The organism is Virgibacillus sp. JSM 102003 (genome assembly GCF_041949995.1).
Classification (GTDB): Bacteria; Bacillota; Bacilli; order Bacillales; family Amphibacillaceae; genus Lentibacillus.
Genome location: NZ_JBHFQH010000024.1, coordinates 1 through 18,201, shown reverse-complemented (window position 1 = coordinate 18,201; position 18,201 = coordinate 1). Strand labels below are relative to the sequence as shown.

14 protein-coding genes are annotated in these 18,201 nt (G+C 37.7%); 3 read left to right on the top strand and 11 right to left on the bottom strand.

The annotated features are described in order from the left end of the window. Positions 1 to 362: 362 nt before the first annotated feature. The 7 genes from ACE1TG_RS18750 to ACE1TG_RS18720 form a co-directional block, all read right to left on the bottom strand. On the bottom strand, positions 363 to 1,064 hold the full coding sequence (locus ACE1TG_RS18750) for a hypothetical protein (RefSeq protein WP_375053939.1): 702 nt from the start codon (positions 1,062 to 1,064) through the stop codon (positions 363 to 365). A 2-nt stretch (positions 1,065 to 1,066) separates the two neighbouring features. Beyond that, positions 1,067 to 1,921, bottom strand: a complete 855-nt coding sequence (locus tag ACE1TG_RS18745) for an ABC transporter ATP-binding protein (RefSeq protein ID WP_375053938.1) — start codon at positions 1,919 to 1,921, stop codon at positions 1,067 to 1,069. Continuing rightward, positions 1,911 to 2,291: a GntR family transcriptional regulator gene (locus ACE1TG_RS18740; RefSeq protein ID WP_375053937.1), complete on the bottom strand. Its 381-nt coding sequence runs from the start codon at positions 2,289 to 2,291 to the stop codon at positions 1,911 to 1,913. The genes ACE1TG_RS18745 and ACE1TG_RS18740 overlap by 11 nt, the downstream gene beginning before the upstream one ends. Positions 2,292 to 2,465: 174 nt before the next feature. After that, a complete protein-coding gene (locus ACE1TG_RS18735) occupies positions 2,466 to 2,645 on the bottom strand; it encodes a type II toxin-antitoxin system antitoxin (RefSeq protein WP_375053936.1) in 180 nt (59 codons plus the stop codon). 14 nt (positions 2,646 to 2,659) lie between these two features. Next, positions 2,660 to 3,508 carry an SPFH domain-containing protein gene (locus ACE1TG_RS18730; protein ID WP_375053935.1) on the bottom strand — a complete coding sequence of 283 codons (849 nt, stop codon included), beginning with the start codon at positions 3,506 to 3,508 and terminating at the stop codon, positions 2,660 to 2,662. Between the two features lie 76 nt (positions 3,509 to 3,584). After that, entirely contained in the window at positions 3,585 to 4,457 is an 873-nt protein-coding gene (locus ACE1TG_RS18725; RefSeq protein ID WP_375053934.1) for a ComEC/Rec2 family competence protein, read from the bottom strand. A gap of 217 nt (positions 4,458 to 4,674) precedes the next feature. Beyond that, positions 4,675 to 6,804, bottom strand: a complete 2,130-nt coding sequence (locus tag ACE1TG_RS18720) for an ATP-dependent Clp protease ATP-binding subunit (RefSeq protein WP_375053933.1) — start codon at positions 6,802 to 6,804, stop codon at positions 4,675 to 4,677. Positions 6,805 to 7,580: 776 nt separating this feature from the next. On the opposite strand from ACE1TG_RS18720, the gene ACE1TG_RS18715 reads away from it, so the two are divergent. After that, positions 7,581 to 8,609 (top strand): LCP family protein, encoded by a 1,029-nt coding sequence (locus tag ACE1TG_RS18715; protein ID WP_375053932.1) that lies wholly within the window; start codon positions 7,581 to 7,583, stop codon positions 8,607 to 8,609. 101 nt (positions 8,610 to 8,710) lie between these two features. Here the strand turns inward: ACE1TG_RS18715 and mbcS are convergent, their stop codons facing one another. Further along, complete coding sequence (gene mbcS / locus ACE1TG_RS18710; RefSeq protein ID WP_375053931.1) at positions 8,711 to 10,288, bottom strand: acyl-CoA synthetase MbcS; 1,578 nt, start codon at positions 10,286 to 10,288, stop codon at positions 8,711 to 8,713. A 198-nt stretch (positions 10,289 to 10,486) separates the two neighbouring features. Between mbcS and ACE1TG_RS18705 the strand changes: the two genes are divergently transcribed. Together ACE1TG_RS18705 and ACE1TG_RS18700 are read left to right on the top strand one after the other, a co-directional pair. Then, positions 10,487 to 13,465, top strand: a complete 2,979-nt coding sequence (locus ACE1TG_RS18705) for an EAL domain-containing protein (protein WP_375053930.1) — start codon at positions 10,487 to 10,489, stop codon at positions 13,463 to 13,465. 92 nt (positions 13,466 to 13,557) lie between these two features. After that, positions 13,558 to 15,603 (top strand): ABC transporter permease subunit, encoded by a 2,046-nt coding sequence (locus ACE1TG_RS18700; RefSeq protein WP_375053929.1) that lies wholly within the window; start codon positions 13,558 to 13,560, stop codon positions 15,601 to 15,603. Positions 15,604 to 15,624: 21 nt separating this feature from the next. Here the strand turns inward: ACE1TG_RS18700 and pdaA are convergent, their stop codons facing one another. The 3 genes from pdaA to ACE1TG_RS18685 form a co-directional block, all read right to left on the bottom strand. After that, a complete protein-coding gene (pdaA, locus tag ACE1TG_RS18695) occupies positions 15,625 to 16,425 on the bottom strand; it encodes a delta-lactam-biosynthetic de-N-acetylase (RefSeq protein WP_375053928.1) in 801 nt (266 codons plus the stop codon). 55 nt (positions 16,426 to 16,480) lie between these two features. Beyond that, complete coding sequence (locus tag ACE1TG_RS18690) at positions 16,481 to 17,791, bottom strand: Na+/H+ antiporter family protein (protein WP_375053927.1); 1,311 nt, start codon at positions 17,789 to 17,791, stop codon at positions 16,481 to 16,483. Between the two features lie 74 nt (positions 17,792 to 17,865). Further along, the gene (locus ACE1TG_RS18685) at positions 17,866 to 18,177 is read right to left on the bottom strand and encodes a hypothetical protein (RefSeq protein WP_375053926.1); all 312 of its coding nucleotides are present in this window, start codon (positions 18,175 to 18,177) and stop codon (positions 17,866 to 17,868) included. Positions 18,178 to 18,201: the final 24 nt, after the last annotated feature.

Here is an 18,201-nt window from a genome sequence, read left to right as displayed (position 1 = left end):
CAGAAATCTCTATCAGTGGAGGCAGAATACGCAGACTCCTCGAAAATAAAAACCAATTTTCTTCGTGCGATGTAATGCTGCCGAAGCTTTCCTTGTCCTATGGGAACAGCACGTTCCGAAGACCCCGGAAGAAGCGTTCTGTGCTTCTGAGGAGGCTGAGGTCGTGCCCATGGAAAGCGAAGTATTCTGCCGGAACGAATTCAAGCACTCAGCCATCATTAGAACAAATGAAAATTTTCACTAGTTCGCATTTTATATCTAATCTGCAACAAATAAATCCGAACTAATTCGAATCCTATTTCAAGACTTTCGAATCATAGTTCGGGTTTTACTTTGACTAAAACACCTTTGTCCCAGCCTCTCTATCTTACTTTTACAGTTGTAATCCTCCTTAAGAATAAAAAGGAAACACAATAAACTACGAATCCTAAGCCTAACATTTGATAAAAGAAAGCTAGATCAATATCTGAAAATAAGTTAATAAAGAAATCGACAATCCAGCCTTTAGCGATACTTATAAGCAATAAAACTACTAATACTCCTAAAAAGCTGCCGCCTCCTGCAAAGCCATATTTAAAGAATAATAGCCCCACCACAAACATGAGTGCAAGAAAGAAGAACATGACTGATGTATCAATGAGGATTCTTGTATACCATGTGTTATCCACAAAATACGCCAGATGAAGAAATGAAAATGTATCAATACCAGTTATTTCTGCAAATACTTTAACAATCTCCTGAAGAATACTAGCTGCTGTACCCATAAATAATGAGATAGACAGAAAAAATATCCCTAAGCTGACAAAAACGTTTTTACGAGTAGCCCCCATCTTTATGGAGAATGGCACTGATTCTTTCACCGTTAGGAACCCTAATATTCCACAATATATATACATCGGGCCTGTTAGACTAAGCGTCATCATTCCATCCTCTACATCCGTTAAAAAATAAGCGAATGCAAGTGATACTACCAAAATACTTAGTAAAATTGTCCAGAATATGAGAATTGAATAGCGAATATCAGTAATAAAGAAATAAAGTAAGCCTTTTAATTGTCTGCTCATTGTTAAGCTCCCTTCCTTTCCGTTAAATAAATCATAAGCTCCTGAATAGGAATGCCCTCTGCAGATAAGCCTGCTGTTTTTGCCTGTTCGATACTTCCATACACATAAGCTGTCATCATCCCGGCAAGATTCTTACTCTGAATTACTTCCTTATCTTTTACAAAGTCCTCAACATCCTGAATCGTTCCGGAAACAGCACATGTATTGTTACGCAATTCTTCTGCTTCTTCTTTTAATACTAAATTTCCATCCTGCAGAATAAGAACTTCCTCAAACATGAGGCTAACTTCATCAATAAGGTGTGTCGAAAATATTACTGTCCGTTTTTCAGTTTCATATTCTTCCAGTAAAATCTCATAAAACTTTTTGCGCGCCGCAGCATCGAGTCCAATGTATGGCTCATCGAAAATCGTAATCGGTGCTTTACTGGCCAGCCCAACTATTATCCCTAGAGATGATTCCATACCTTTTGATAAGGTTTTTACTTTGGCATTCAGATTTAGGTTATATTCAGCTATTAATTCATCAGCCAGCTCCTGATCCCATGTTGGATAAAAATAGGAGTAAATACGGAGTACATTTTTTACTTTTAAATCTTTTTTAAAGTTGTTTCCTTCTTTAATTAAACAAATCGATTCTGTTATGCGCTGGTTATCAAAGGGATGCTCACCATCTATTAGAATCTTTCCTTCAGATGCTAAGATCTGTCCTGATAGTATTTCCATGAAAGTTGTTTTTCCTGCCCCATTCCTTCCAAGTAATCCATAAATTTTAGGTTGATTAAGCTCGAATGAAATATTATCAAGCGCATTTGTATCCTTATATTTTTTAGATACATTTTTCACTTCAATCTTCATAACTATTATTCCCCTCTCTATTTACCATTTCCAATAACTCTTCCTTACTGATGTGCAATTTTCTTGCTTCATTTTTAAGAGGCAGCATGTAATTGTCGTAAAAAGTTTTCTTCCGTTTCTTAATTAAAATTGTCTTAGCATGTTCTGTTACAAACATCCCAACACCCCTTCGCTTAACTAAAATACCATCATGAACAAGTTCGTTTATACCTTTTGCAGCTGTTGCTGGATTGATTTGATAGTAGTTTGCAAATTCATTTGTGGAAGGCACCCGTTCACCTGGTTTAACTGATTCGTTGATGACTGAGTCTTCCAGCTGCTCTTTAATCTGAAGGAAAATAGGTTTACTTTCATCTAACTGATTTTTCATAAACAAGCCCCTTAGTTAATTGGTTAATTAGTTATGTAACTAACCATATAACTATACTGACCATTTGTCAATATTATTTTAGAAAATTTTTAGGAAACTAAGAGTGAATTGTGATTAAATCAGGGTTATTATACAAAAAAATAGGCCCTGCACATGTTAAATTGCAGAGCCTTATCAATCTTCTCCTATTTTTTTATCTTCTGTTTTTGGCAACCTACCAGCTTTATTAGCTGATTCCCTTAGTAAGTATTCCACATGACTATTAACGCTGCGAAATTCATCCTTCGCCCAGGATTGCAAAATATCATATAACTTCGGGTCTATTCGTAGTGGGAAATTCTTTTTTTTAGCCATAGAACCCCTCTTTTTTATTGATAAAGTGAACCTGTATTGATAACGGGCTGTGTACCATTATCTGCAACAATCGATACGAGCAGATTATTAATCATCGCCGCACGACGCTCCTCATCCAGTTCCACATTCCCTTCTCTCTCAATTCGTCCTATCGCATCCTGTACCATTCCGACTGCACCCTCTACGATTTGTTTTCGGGCTGCAATAATTGCACTTGCCTGCTGGCGCTGCAGCATTGCTTGCGCTATTTCAGTGGAGTATGCAAGGTGTGTTAAGCGTGTTTCAATGACTTCAACTCCTGCTACTGTCAAGCGTTCCTGAAGTTCTTTTGCCAGATGGCTTGATACTTCTTCCGCATTTCCACGTAATGTCGTTTCTTCATCGGTAAATGTATCGTATGGATACTTTGTTGCAACTGCCCTAATAGCGGTCTCGCTCTGAATTTCAACAAATTTTTCGTACCTGTCTACCTCAAATACTGCTTTTGCAGCGTCAACAACTTTAAATACAATAACTGCCGCAATTTCTATCGGGTTACCATTTACATCATTTACCTTCAACCGGGAACTATTAAAGTTTCGTACACGAAGCGAAATTGTTCGTCTGATTGAAAACGGGACCGTGATCACAATTCCCTCTTTTCGAATACTTCCCATGTATTTTCCGAGAAAAATTACTACTACTGACTGATTTGGCTGGATTAAGGTTAGGCCACTACCTAATACAACAGCAACAACTAGACAAATTGCGCCAATAACAAACAGTTCTTGAAAAAAACTGAGTACAGTGACGGCCAGTAGGACTGCGATAGTTAGAATACCAACATAACCATTCATCATCCATGCATCTTTTTCACGTAACATGTTAACACACCTTCCCCAAGATACTTGATCTTAATATAATATAATAATGATATCATAATTGTTTAATTTTGTAAATTTAACCAACCTTTAAGTTATCTGTTGGATTTTTTTCGGTGATAATAAGGTAGCTTTCACCATCAGAACTAATCGTAATATCGCCGAATACTGCGGTTGAATATATCGCAGCATTAACCTTTATCAAATTTTCTATTACACGTTCAACGGGATGACCATAGTCATTTTTCTCGCTGTACGTGAGAATTGCCAGTTCCGGGTTAACCTCTTCCAGAAAAGCCGTTGTGGTACTTGTGCCTGATCCATGATGTGCTACTTTAATTATTTCGGATTGCAGATTATACCTTTTAAGCAGTTTTTTCTCTTGTTCTTTTTCGACATCACCCATAAGTAAAAAGTCTGTTTCCTTAAAGCTGATTTTTAATGCAATTGATGATCCGTTATTATCTTTATTTCCAGTGTGAGTATTTAAGATTCTTACTTTGAATCGTGGATCAATTTGAATCAATGCGTTCTGCTTAGCAATTTCAACAGGAATACGTTGTTTCAATATCTGACTGATATACGTTGCATATGTCTTAGTAGAATGGATCTTTCCAGAATCAATAATCCTTTCTACTTCAAATGACTTCATGACGCGCGTCAAACCGCCAATATGATCGATATCAGGATGTGTAGCAATTAACAAATCAATTTTTTCAACATTATGTTCTTCAAGGAAGGCAACTACCTCTTTTCCTGACTCTGGTGGACCACCATCAATTAGAATATTTTTATCGGAAGGCGTTTGTACCAAAATACTATCTCCTTGGCCAACATCAATGAAGTGGACATCCAATTCGGTCTGTTCCCCGTGAACATTTTGATCAGAACCGGCTAAAACCAAGAACACCAACAACATGGTCAAAAAACTCACTCGTAAGTATCTCTGCATGATAGACATCCTTTATCAAATTTGGAATTTCTTTATAGTTTTCCACCGAATCAGTTGAAAAATACAAAGTCAGTGGGTCCAATTTTTGAGGTGACTATTTTGGTGCGGTGACTGCCATTTCCCAACTGGTTGAAGCTCTTCATATCTGGTTGAACATCCATGCCAATACGTAAAAAGCCGCTGACACCTAATGTCAGCGGCTTCCCATTGATAGTTGTTATTCACTTTTTACAACAACGATGTCACCATCTGTTACATCTACTTGAACAGCATTAACTGTTTCATCTTCTAAAATCAGATCTGTTAACTGATCTTCAATTTTATCTTGGATAACACGGCGTAATGGTCTTGCACCAAAGCGGCGATCATAGCCAAGTCGTGCTAATTCTCTTTTTGCATCATCAGTTACTGTGATCCTAATATCGTTCTCTTCAATTCTTTCTTCTAGTTCTGCAAGCATTAGATCAACAATTTCAATTAAATGATCCTCAGCTAATTCATTGAAGGTAACAATACCATCGAAACGGTTCAAGAATTCAGGTTTAAAGTAATCACTTAAGTTTTCAAGTGTTGAAACTGATTCATGTTCGTCTTTATTAAATCCGACATTAACTTCCTTCACACCAGTTCCAGCGTTACTTGTCATGATGATCACGGTGTCTTTAAAACTTACTGTTCGACCATGTGAATCCGTCAAATGACCATCTTCCATGATTTGCAGGAACATATTCTGTACATCAGGGTGTGCTTTCTCAACTTCATCCAGCAAGATGATTGAATATGGGTTGCGTCGAACACGTTCTGTTAGCTGCCCCGCTTCTTCATGACCTACATAACCTGGTGGTGATCCAATAATTTTAGACACTGCATGTTTCTCCATATACTCACTCATGTCAAGACGAATTAAGCTTTCACGGGAACCGAATAATTCTTCGGCGAGTGCTTTAGTCAACTCGGTTTTACCTACACCAGTTGGACCAACAAATAAGAATGATCCAATTGGACGATATTTAGATTTTAAACCTGCACGACTGCGACGAACTGCTTTAGCTACTTTATTAACTGCTTCCGGTTGTCCAATAACTTTTGTTCCGATATTTTCTGCGATATTTTTCATTTTTTCTTGCTCATCTGTTTGCAGTTTTGTTACAGGTATACCCGTTTTTTCTTCAATAATTAGTTGAATATCAGCAACATCAACATCAACAACCTGTTCGTCGTTTTTTGCTGTTTCCAGTTGCTTTTGCAATTGAATTTCCTGGTAGCGCAGGTTCGCTGCTCGTTCATAGTCTTCTTTTTCTGCAGCTTGTTCTTTTTCACTGACAACCTCGTCTATTTTTTGCTGAATGGAGTTGGAATCTTTCTCTGCATTTGAAAGATTTAAGCGTGAACCAACTTCATCCATAAGGTCGATAGCTTTATCTGGTAAGAAGCGGTCCTGGATATAGCGCTGTGATAATGTCACAAATGCCTTAACTGCCTCTTCAGAGTATTGAACTTCATGAAAGCTTTCGTAACGAGATTTTATTCCGTTTAGAATTTGAATTGCCTCATCTGCTGAAGGCTCTTTCACGATGATTGGCTGGAAACGACGTTCTAGTGCCGCATCCTTCTCAATTTTACGATATTCCTTTAATGTTGTAGCACCTATCAATTGCATTTCGCCTCTGGCTAATGCAGGCTTCAGAATATTTCCTGCATCCATCTGCGAGCTTTCTGCAGTGCCAGCTCCTACTAGTAAGTGAATCTCATCAACAAATAAGATTACATTTTTACGTGATTGCAACTCTTGAACCAGTTGCTTCATCCGTTCTTCAAATTGGCCACGAACGCCCGTATTCGCTACAAGTGAAGCTACATCCAACAGATAAATTTCTTTGTTCATAAGCTTAGCTGATACCTTTCCCTCAGCAATTTTAAGGGCTAGTCCTTCAGCAATAGCTGTTTTACCTACGCCAGGTTCCCCTATTAAAACAGGATTGTTCTTATTTCGACGATTTAACGTTTCAACAACTCGCTTCACTTCGTTGTCACGGCCAATAACAGGGTCGATTAAGCCAGCACGTGCTGCATCTGTTACATTCTTTCCAAGCTGATCTAATAATCCATCGCCATTACCTGCTTGCTGCTGTGTTTTGGTTCCGGTATAGCTTTGACCATTCCCTTGGAAAAATTTATCCGCAAAACTATCTTGATTATTTTGAGCTGATCCATAACCACCGCTCATTAATTGACCTTGTATTTCCTGAAAACATTCATTACAAACGTGCATATGCATTTTCTCATTGTTGATTTGCATGGCTACATTAATTGATGCTGGGTGAATACCACATTGTTGACACTTCATATGTCACTCCTCCTTGTGATTTCCATTTATTATAAAAAGGTTTGACTTTGACTATATTTGACCTTTAACTTCATTATACTCTGACCAATTTTGACTTTCAAGTGTTTGAGATTATTTTTTTTTTAAAACTTGGCATTTCGCCTAAAGGGATTAGTTTGGTTAGCATTAGAAATCATATAATAATTAGCCCCTGTTGTTGAAGAACCCATTTTAGTGGAATGAGTATCCGGTTTACTATTTTGGCGGATCCTCATTCCGCTATTTGTTATTTTTACCTCAAATTTGGCTGATTTTCTACTAATAACGGAACGAGGATCCGACTCATCCTTCTGAGAGCATCTTTTCTGCTGTTTAGCGGAATGAGGATTCACTCCGACTGATTATCGGACTTTCATCCCAGATTTCAATACTTCATTACCTCATTGTATTAAACCAATAATATTGTTATATCAATAAAACATAATCACGAAACGTTATGCATTTCCTACTCCTAACAAATGTGTTTTCTCCCCTAAAACAAAACTCGTTACCTTTCGCCAAGCTTTTATATAAATAAGCCTTGGCGGAACTCATGAAATAGGAAAGCAGTTAACCTTCTTATCCGTCTAACAAATTTCTATCATTATTTGGGTTTATCCAATAACCAATACTTTTAAACCCTCAAACTGTTATTAATCCTTTAAATTACATATAATAATCTTTACAATAAATATTAGTGCACTTATGCAGTAAGAAATACTCTTTATATGCTGATGTTTAGAAGTGGAGGATTTATAGTGCAGGACTTAAGATTAGAACGCAGAAAACAGAAAAAATCAAAAAAGCGGAAGAAACGAGTACTCTATTCACTTCTCTTCCTTATATTAATTATTATTGGGGTTTGTGGTTACTTGTTTCTTCAAACCTACAATGCTGCTAATAATGCCTATAATGGATTAGATCGTCCTGGGGGGAAATCCGAACTGCGAAACGATAAAGTTACAATCGGGGAGGATCCTATTTCAATTTTGTTGATGGGTATTGAAAACTATTCTTCTGGCGGGAAAAACGGACGTGCCGATACGCAGATAGTTGTTACACTCAATCCAGACACGAACAAGATGACAATGACATCGATCCCAAGAGATACCAGAGTTGAATTACCAGCAGAAGCTGTGGGACAGGAAAATGCAGGATTTCATAAAATTAATTCGGCATATACTTATGCCTCCCTTTCCGGGTACGGCGCACCAAAATTAACGGTCGAAACAGTGGAAAATCTGCTTGATATACCAATTGATGAGTATGCTGCAGTCGACTTCGAAGGTTTTCGTGATATTGTTAATGCACTTGGCGGTGTAACAGTAGACATTAAAAAAGGTTTTTGGGAGAAAAATATCTATAATAATGATAAGAGAATTTATTTTACGGAAGGTACCACAAAGCTAAGTGGCGAAGAGGCACTGGCTTTCGTCCGGATGCGAAAAAGGGCGGTTAATCGTACTTATTCTCGTGATGAAAGACAGCGCCAGTTTATAAAAGCAGCCATTAGCGAAGCAATATCAGTTGGAACTATTTTTAAAGTTGGAGAAATAACAGATATTCTAGGTGAGCATGTTAAAACCAGCTTAAAACCAGCTGAAATCTATGCTTTACAAAAGGAATATTCCTCAATGGATACCTCATCTATTGAAACATTTAAAATAGCGGGATCCAATCAAAGGATAAATGGGTTATCTTATTTCATTCCTTCTGATCAAGGCCTTGCCGACATATCCAGAAAATTAAAGAAGGAATTAGATCTATCTGGGAGTTCTGAAGAATAGTAAGCAGATTTTAAATACCTGAGCTCCTTAAAGCATTTATGCTTTTTAAACAACTAACTAAAAAACCCAACTGCTCTACCTTGAGCAATTGGGTTTTTTAGTTATTTTTTAATACTTTCCTTCTTACGTAACTCTATTCTTCTAATTTTTCCAGAGGTAGTTTTCGGTAATTCTTCAATAAAGTCTATTTGTCTTGGATATTTATATGGTGCTGTTAATTTTTTTACATGATCCTGAAGTTCCTTTACCAGACCGGGACTGTTTGGATCAACACCTTCTTGGAGTACAATAAACGCTTTAACCACATTGCCGCGAATTTCATCTGGGCTTGCTACAACTGCACATTCCTGTACAGATGGGTGTTTAACCAGAGCATCTTCTACTTCGAAAGGTCCAATCGTGTAGCCGGAACTGATAATGATATCATCACTTCGACCTTCAAACCAAAAGTACCCTTCTCCATCTTTTGATGCCTGATCACCTGTCACATAGTAATTACCACGCTGTGACATTTTTGTTCGTTCCGAATCCTTATAATATTCACGGAACAGCGCAGGACAATCAAGCTTAACTGCGATATCACCAATTTCATTAGCCGGTAACGGTTCCCCATTTTCATCCACAATGTCTACATCATTGCCAGGGGTCGGCTTACCCATCGATCCTGGTTTTACTTTCATATCCTTCATAAAACCTAATAATAATGTATTTTCTGTTTGACCATAGCCATCACGAACGGTCACATTAAAATATTTTTGGAACGTATCGATAACTTCCCTGTTTAAAGGTTCTCCTGCTGAAACCGCACTGTGCATCGAAGGCAATTGGTAGTCTGTTAGATTATCCACTTTCGCCATCAGGCGATATTCAGTTGGCGTACAGCACAATACATTAATGTCATTATCCTGCAGGAGACTTAAGTATGTTTTTGGATCAAATTTACCATTATAAACAAACCCGGTTGCACCTGTACCTAATACAGATAAGAATGGACTCCATATCCATTTCTGCCAGCCTGGACCTGCTGTTGCCCACACTTTATCACCTTCGTTAATACACAACCAATTTTCGGCAGCTGTTTTCAGGTGAGCATATCCCCATCCGTGTGTATGTACAACTCCCTTTGGATTCCCGGTCGTACCTGATGTATATGGCAAAAATGCGATATCATTACTTTTGGTGTCAGCCATTTTCAAATGATCCAAAGCCTTTTCCTTCAATGAATCCAAGTCATGCCAGCCCTCAACTTGTTTCCCAACTGAAAACAATGCTAATTGATCATATTCTTTAATGTCTTTGTACTGATCAACAAATGGATAATAACTTACTACACCACTTACCTCACCGTGACTGACTCGGTATTGCAGATCTTTTGTTTTCAGCATCTCTGAACTCGGGATAATGATAATACCTGTTTTTAATGCTGCCAAGTATGTTTCATATGCTTCTATCATTCTAGGAATCATGATCAGGATTTTATCCCCTTTTTTCAAACCGTTTTCCAGGAAAGCGTTGCCAATTTTATTCACATTTTTTATTAATTGTTTATACGTAATCTCTTTTGAGTCACCCTTATCATCTTTCCAAATCAATGCCTTTTTAGACGGGTCTGTTGCAAAACGCTCCATTTCCATTACAATATTATAATCTTTCGGAGCTATTAAATCATCTCTGTTCATCTTATCAACTCCAATGCTTAGGATATTATTTTATTATAGCAAAGGTTTGGAATATTTTAAATTAAAACAAAGGTCGACACTTATCGACAAATTTTTCAAAAAACTATTCCAATATGGGGACTTTTGTATTACACTTACATCACATTTACATTATTACGTTAGTGGAGACTTATTCCATTAATTGCAAAGGGTGATACTATGGGGAATCAAAAAAGACCAAGTGTCTTATCGTCGTTATTTAACAAAAATATAAATCATACTGAGGAAAGCAATACAGACAAAAATCTGCAACAGCATTACTTTGCCTCTTTGGCGATGTATCACCCTGATCTAATTGTTGTCCTTTCGCCGAACGGTCAAATACTTTCCCAGAATCGGGGCAGTATAAATGAATTCTTAGGGTATTCTCCTGATGAATCAATAGACCATTCACTATCCTTAACTAAAAAATACTACCATCAATTACAAACAGCATTTTATCAATCATTAAAAGGTGAAACAAGCAGACACGACATTACGTTGTTAAATAAATACAAAAAAACCTTACATACTATGCTAACGTTTATTCCTATTAAACAACTAAATGGTAATGTTGAAGGTGTATATATAATTGTGCAGGATAACACGACACATCAGCAAACACTGGAGGCATTAGAATTAAATAAAAGCCATCTGGAACACGCCCAGCAGATTGCTGAAATTGGGAGCTGGGAATATGTGATTGACGAGGATAGAATCTTTTGTTCCGACTACACCTATGACATTTTTGGACTGGATAAGAGTCAAACTAATGTATCAATGGATACCCCATTTGAGTTTATGCACCCGGATGATTACGATGAGGCGAGTACCACGGTACAACAAGCAATTGAAAAAGGTACAAGTTATGTTTCTAAATTTCGAATTATTCACGGGGAGACCAAAGAAACACGGTACTTAAGAGTACAGGCTGAAGCAATGTGGAAAAATAACAAACCTTATAAACTTGTAGGGGTAGTAAGAGACTATACAACCCAAAAACGCTTGGAAACTCAGATGGATGAGTCCAAACGAAACACAAGAGAACTACTGGACCATTTATCAGTTGGCTTTTGGATGAAGGAATATAGTACAGGTAAAGTAGAGTATATTTCTAAGGGAGCAGAAGAAATTCTGGACTATCCTTTAGAAAAATTATACAATGATCCAAAGATCTGGCAAAATATGGTCCATACGTCTGACAAAGAAGAAGTAATGGAAAAACAAAACTTACTTACCAAAGGCAATTCACTTTCGTATAAGTATCGGATAAATTGTGGCGATGGAACTACTAAATGGGTTTATGACCAAACCTTACCCTGGTTTAATGACCAAGGGCAATTAACCCATTTATTTGGAATGCTTGCAGATGCTACGGGAGAAGTTGAGATGCAGGAACAGCTCAAACATTTTGCAACACATGACACGTTAACCGCTCTCCCTAATCAGCGCAGCTTGTATGAAAAGGTAGATAACTTATGTAAGGATGACCCTTCAAAAGAATTTGCCTTATTTTATCTTGACTTGGATCGCTTCCAGCTGATCAACGATTCGCTTGGTTATCAAATTGGTGATGAAGTCCTTAAGAAGGTTGCCAGCAGATTGTTATCGGCATTACCAGATGGAGGGTATCTTGCTCGTATCAGCAGTAATGACTTTATCGTTCTCTTTGAAAACTATCCGTCGAAGGAGTTTATTTTCAACCTGGCTGAACGAATTATCGAGTCGATTGAAGAACCAGTCACTGTTGATGAGTATGAAATGCATGTGACTACAAGTATTGGCATTAGCTTTTTTCCCGAGGATGGCGATAACAAGCTTAGTTTAATTGAAAGTGCTCATGCAGCCTTATTTCACGCTAAACAACTAGGTAAAAATAATTACCAGTTGTACTCATTCACACGGGATATTACGTCATATAAGAAATTTGTACTAGAAAAAGATATGCGTAAAGCCATTGAAAAAGGAGAATTTGAAATATATTATCAACCCCAAGTGGCGACGGAAACGGGTGTGATTCAAGGTGCAGAGGCATTAATCCGCTGGAATCACGAAGAATGGGGAATGGTGTCACCCGGAGAATTTATTCCATTAGCCGAAGAAAATCACCTTATCCATCAAATTGGTGATTGGGTAATTGAAAGTGTATGCAAGCAAATACGAATATGGAAAGATAAAGGCTATACTGTTCGTCCCATTTCAATCAATGTATCGCCAATCCGTTTCTTGAAAAAGGGATTGGTTGAATTTGTAGCGAAGCAGCTCTCCAAATATGATGTACCAGCTAAATACCTTGAACTTGAAATTACCGAAGGGTCCTTATTGAAGAGTGAAAAAAATGTAATAACTACTCTTGATGGTTTAAAAGAATTAGGAGTCAAAATCGCAATTGACGACTTTGGAACCGGTTTTGCATCACTGACGTATTTAAGAGAATTTAATGCAGATACAATTAAGATTGACCAGGTATTTGTCCAGAATATTACTGAAGAAAATAAAAAAGACACAGCCATTATTTCTTCCGTTTTACACTTGGCAAAAGGCATGGATATGAAGGTTATAGCTGAAGGTGTGGAGGAATATGAACAGCTTAATTTCCTGAAACAAAAAGAATGCGACGAAATACAGGGTTACTTATTTTCTAAACCCGTTGCATTGGATACATTTGAACAAATGCTTGAAACCGGTTATATTAAACCTACAAAACCAAAAGTAAATAAAAAGCCTGAGGATGAACGGAGAAGTTTTTACCGGTTGGAATTCCCTACACCGGCACTCGGAGAAATGACAATTATTGAAGTGAATGAGAAAAAGGTCAACCTTGGTTCCGCCCAGGTATTAGTTGAGGATATTGGCCTTGGTGGATTAAAAATACTTTCATCACTTAAGCTGCCTGTTAATTCGACAATCAAACTTACCTTCAATATTGAACTAATGGGTGAGGATTTCCAACTAAGTGGGTTATTAGTCTGGAAGGACGAAGCTAAACGGGATACATTCCATTATGGTATAGAGTTTAACATAAGCGAACATGAAGAAGATCGTTTGGCAGGTGTGATTAATAAAATGAGTGTTCTGCTCCGGCTGAATCACACAATACCTGACACAAACTTTATTAACCAAAACCCCTATACGTATATTCAAAAGAACAATACTTAATTTCATAGAGCTGTGAATGACAGCTCTATGCACTTTCTTTTATTTCCTATATACTGGACTCTACAAAACTATTGAAAAGGTGCCCTGGAACAATGATAAAATTAGCTAAACTACTACTTTTTTATACACTTGGAGTTTTCGGAATTATTTGTATAAGTATCTTCCCACAATTTTTCCAGTCATCAGGTTTGTCTGATCCACTAAGTTACTTCAGGGATCTTGGTACATTCCTCATTTACTTCGTTCAGCCGGAATCCTGGGTTTATAATATACCAAACTCACCAAGTGAATTCCCGCTGATTGGAACATTGTGGGAGCCTTTTGTATATTCGATGCAAATACTTGCTGGTGCTCTGCTGCTTGGTTTTGTGCTTGCCTTCGGATTTGCCCTTTTTACAAATTTCTTACCTAAAAGAATACTACATATTGTTAAGAGGCTGCTTGATTTCCTTGAATCTATTCCTGACATCGTCATAGCAGCTGTTCTGCAGATGATTGTTATCTATGTTAAACAAACATATGAAATTGAACTATTCCAGGTTGCGACCTATCTGGATGATAAAGCATATGCTGGACCCATTGTGACATTAGCTATTTTACCAATGGTCTCCTTATTCAAGATTCTGCTGTTGATGATTGAAGAGGAATTCACGAAGGATTACGTTATATTCCTAAAAAGCAAAGGGATCAAGAAATTCAGTGTGCTTGTCCGGCACATATTAAAGAATATTCTTCCAACAACGTTCTATCACACAAAAATAATACTTTGGGCAACACTTTCAAGTCAGTTTATTATCGAGCGCATTTTTAATGTACACGGATTCAGCTTCTTCATAATTGAAAGTTTCACACCGATGACAATTGCTGTATCACTAATATTGCTATTTACGCCTTTCTTTTTAATCTTCCAGCTGGTCGATTTATGGACAGGGCGGGATATATCTATTACTGGGGACGAGGCACCTCCCAGAAGGGGATTATCTTTATTCTCTGTCAAAGAATTGCTTGTGCGATTCCGTAATATCAAATGGAGAGGATTTGGATTCCGGCCATGGAAACCAGTGCTTGCTCCATTCATGGTATTTTTCAGGCACATGAAGAACTGGAAATTTGCGATAGGGAGCCTATTTTTCATTGTCATAATCAGTTACAGTGCATTTTATTCTATAACGACCGATAATCACATTGATAAAGCCAGAATAGTATACGAAGCAGATGGTGCTACAATAAAAAGTACGCCACCGCACCCACCACCAGATCCTTTTTTACTGGGATCTGATAGCTTGGGATTCAGTATCTCGGATATGCTGGTTATCGGAGCCAAATATACATTAATCTTCGCCCTAATCATTGCCTTTCTCCGAGTAGTTATCGGAATGGCCGGTGGAGTACTATTTTCATTTGGGCTGGGACCAAAGCAGCAAAATTGGGTTGAAAAGACGGTCGATTCTATTCACTTTCTTCCATTAAGTCTGATTGCCTATTTACTGCTGAGGCCAATCCTGATGGAGCAGTTCAATGGTTTTGCTTACACGTTTACTGAGCGTATAATATTTGAAATCATTATTTTGACTATACTGGTTGTACCTCTGACGTCAGTGCTTTCGGGGAACGAAATGAAGCGGGTGTTGAACGCAGAATTTATCAAGAGTGCGCGAGTTCTCGGGGGAAGTAACTTCCATATTTTCTGGAGGCATGTGCTGCCGCATATCGGACCACGCATGACAATTTTGCTTGGTCAGCAATTCATTCAGGTGCTGCTGATTTTTATGCACTTAGGAATTTTCAACTTCTTCTTTGGTGGAACCAACCTGACATTCGGAGCTGTCGGTGATCCACCGAGATCAATCACATATGAATGGTCAGGCATGCTTGGCTCAACAAATAATGCTCTTTCTTCAGGAAAGTATTGGATTGTTGCCTGGGTACTTCTCGCATTTATCCTTAGTATTTTTGCAATGCAGTTTATTATTCAAGGTGTAAAAGAAATCCAGCAGACTAAAGTTGGTGTTATTTATAACTTGCGTAAGATGAAGAAAAAACGTGATAAACGCGATACAGCAAACAAGCCTGACTACAACATTAATTCGGATAGCTTCCGAATGATTAATGGCGAAAAAATTAACGGTGCTCCGTAATTGGAACACCGTTATTTTTTGTTAATAGCCATAAATAGCCTTTGGCAGCATATTTTTTAATACTAAATGATCTAAGCTTTTAAACGTATAGCCTTGCTGTTTTAATTCCGTAATTAATTTATCCAAGGCTTGTGCATTATCTGAAGAAACAGTATGGAGAAGTATTACTGCACCGGGATGAATTTGTTTCATTATATTTTCATATGCGTATTTCCAGCCTTTTTGCTCACTGGTTTTCCAATCTGTAAACGCCAGCGACCAGAATATATGGATGTATCCCAGCTCATTTGCCCACTTAAGTGTCTTTTCGCTAAATATACCTTTTGGCGGACGCAAATATTTAAGGGTTGTCTGATTCGACACATCGGATACAGCCTGTTCTAAGGTTTCCAGTTCCTTTTTCATTGTTTCCTTTGATACGATAGTAAAATCCGGATGATGATACGAGTGATTTCCAATAATATGCCCTTCATCGACCATTCGTTGAACAAGATCTGGCTGACTTGTTACATAATGTCCTGTCAGAAAAAATGCAGCTGGAACGTTTTCTTTTTGAAGGACATCCAGAACTTCACTGGTATAGCCTTGCTCGTAACCGTTATCAAACGTTATATAAAGAACTTTTTCTCCAGAATCATCGGCGTAATAAGATCCGTATTTTTCCAGTATCTCCTTGTACTTGCCTATTTCCGGAATCTTGTGTTCGGTATTCTTTTTAAATCCCCATCCATAGCCATTACTCGCAAGAATCGTCTCACTAAACATAAAAAAAGTAAGGATAGACAAGATGAAAATTAATACTGAAAAAGTCCATTTTCGCATAACAACCCACCCATTTTTTCCTTACTTTTTCCATATTAATCGTTAATTATTCATTTTAAAGAATGATTGCGCCAATCCAGCCGAATATAAACAACGGAATGTTATAGTGCATAAACGTTGGAACACAAGTATCCCAAATGTGGTGGTGCTTACCATCCGCATTTAACCCGGAGGTTGGTCCAAGTGTACTGTCTGAAGCAGGCGATCCAGCATCACCTAATGCTCCAGCGGTTCCGATTAGTGCAGCTGTCGCCATCGGTGAGAATCCTGCTGCAATACAAATTGGTACGTAAAGTGCTGCTAAAATTGGAATAGTACCAAACGATGATCCGATACCGATTGTAACAACTAACCCAACAAGTAAAAGAATAAATGCTATTAATGGTTTATTGTTCCCAAGAAATCCAGAAGATACTTCAACTAATGCATTTACGGCACCAGTTTCGGTTAAAACTTTTCCAAATCCAGAAGCAACAAGCATAACAAAGGCAACTGTTCCCATCATGGAAATTCCATCCGAAACAACTTTATCTCCATTATTAAATGGTACAACAAGCAGTATGAACATGAGTACAAGACCAGTTAATGCACCGGCAATTAAATTCCCGGTTATTAATTGAACTGCTAACGCTGCTACAATGGCAATCAATGTTAGGAAATGACTTTTATTAAATTTAACTTGTTCCAAACTTGGTGCGGAAAAATTCACTTCACCGCCGCCTGCACCCGGAATCGATTCCCGATCTTTACGATAAGTTATAAACACAGCTATAAATAAACCAACTATCATACCGGAACCAGGTATTAGCATCGATAACGCTGACTCTGTAATCGTTATGTCAACTCCGCTTTGCTCCATCCCTTTAACGATTGCTTCGTGAAAAAGGAGGCCGAACCCTGCTGGAATCATAACATAAGGTGCTTTTAATCCAAATGTCAGGGCAGTTGCAACACCACGCCTGTCCATTCGCATGTCATCAAAAAGCTTTAATAACGGTGGAATTAAAATTGGTATAAATGCAATATGAACTGGTACAAGATTTTGAGATAATGATGCGACACCAGCAATTACCAGTAATGTTATTGTTTTCTTTCCAGTTAAAACTCGAATTAAGTAATTTACTAGAATCATCGTTATTCCTGTATAACTAATGGCAACGGCAAATGCTCCAAGCAGGACATAACTTAATGCTGTACTTGCTTGACCACCCATGCCGCTCACCAACATTTCAATTGATTCAATAATATTGAGTCCAGACATCAAGCCTGCAGTAATGGCTGCTGCAATAATTGCAATAATAACATTTACCCGCAGCAAACTTAGAATGGTCATGACTAGCACTGATACAACTACAACCCATTCCATTTTCGATTCCCCTCTCTATATCTATTACGTTATCTTTTATCATCATAAATTTAACACTTCATTATGATAAAGTATTAAAGTGATAAAATCAACCCCCTTTTTAAAAAAAGTCGCAGTTTGTGTCGGTTCTTCTGATGACTGTTTCCTGTACCAGTTCCGGTTAATGTTTTCGTTTTCCAGTTGAAAAAACGAGGCTGGGACATAACTAGAATTTCTACCTTAAAGACGAATAATAACAGGATAAGTTGTTTGGAACGTTCATTTTCAATGGCTAAATCTAATACGTAATTGATATAAACCTCGACATAGTGAAGATATTTTATTATTCTAATGATAGTTGAGTGCTTAAATTCGTTCCGGCAGAATACTTCGCTTTCCATGGGCACGACTCAGCCTCCTTGCCCCGGCAA

Bases quoted from the DNA above. Each gene is read 5' to 3' on its own strand.
- ACE1TG_RS18745 (WP_375053938.1), bottom strand. From the start codon at position 1,921: ATGAAGATTGAAGTGAAAAATGTATCTAAAAAATATAAGGATACAAAT.
- ACE1TG_RS18740 (WP_375053937.1), bottom strand. From the start codon at position 2,291: ATGAAAAATCAGTTAGATGAAAGTAAACCTATTTTCCTTCAGATTAAA.
- ACE1TG_RS18690 (WP_375053927.1), bottom strand. From the start codon at position 17,791: ATGGAATGGGTTGTAGTTGTATCAGTGCTAGTCATGACCATTCTAAGT.
- ACE1TG_RS18730 (WP_375053935.1), bottom strand. From the start codon at position 3,508: ATGTTACGTGAAAAAGATGCATGGATGATGAATGGTTATGTTGGTATT.
- ACE1TG_RS18705 (WP_375053930.1), top strand. From the start codon at position 10,487: ATGGGGAATCAAAAAAGACCAAGTGTCTTATCGTCGTTATTTAACAAA.
- pdaA (WP_375053928.1), bottom strand. From the start codon at position 16,425: ATGCGAAAATGGACTTTTTCAGTATTAATTTTCATCTTGTCTATCCTT.
- ACE1TG_RS18720 (WP_375053933.1), bottom strand. From the start codon at position 6,804: ATGAAGTGTCAACAATGTGGTATTCACCCAGCATCAATTAATGTAGCC.
- mbcS (WP_375053931.1), bottom strand. From the start codon at position 10,288: ATGAACAGAGATGATTTAATAGCTCCGAAAGATTATAATATTGTAATG.
- ACE1TG_RS18735 (WP_375053936.1), bottom strand. From the start codon at position 2,645: ATGGCTAAAAAAAAGAATTTCCCACTACGAATAGACCCGAAGTTATAT.
- ACE1TG_RS18700 (WP_375053929.1), top strand. From the start codon at position 13,558: ATGATAAAATTAGCTAAACTACTACTTTTTTATACACTTGGAGTTTTC.
- ACE1TG_RS18725 (WP_375053934.1), bottom strand. From the start codon at position 4,457: ATGCAGAGATACTTACGAGTGAGTTTTTTGACCATGTTGTTGGTGTTC.
- ACE1TG_RS18750 (WP_375053939.1), bottom strand. From the start codon at position 1,064: ATGAGCAGACAATTAAAAGGCTTACTTTATTTCTTTATTACTGATATT.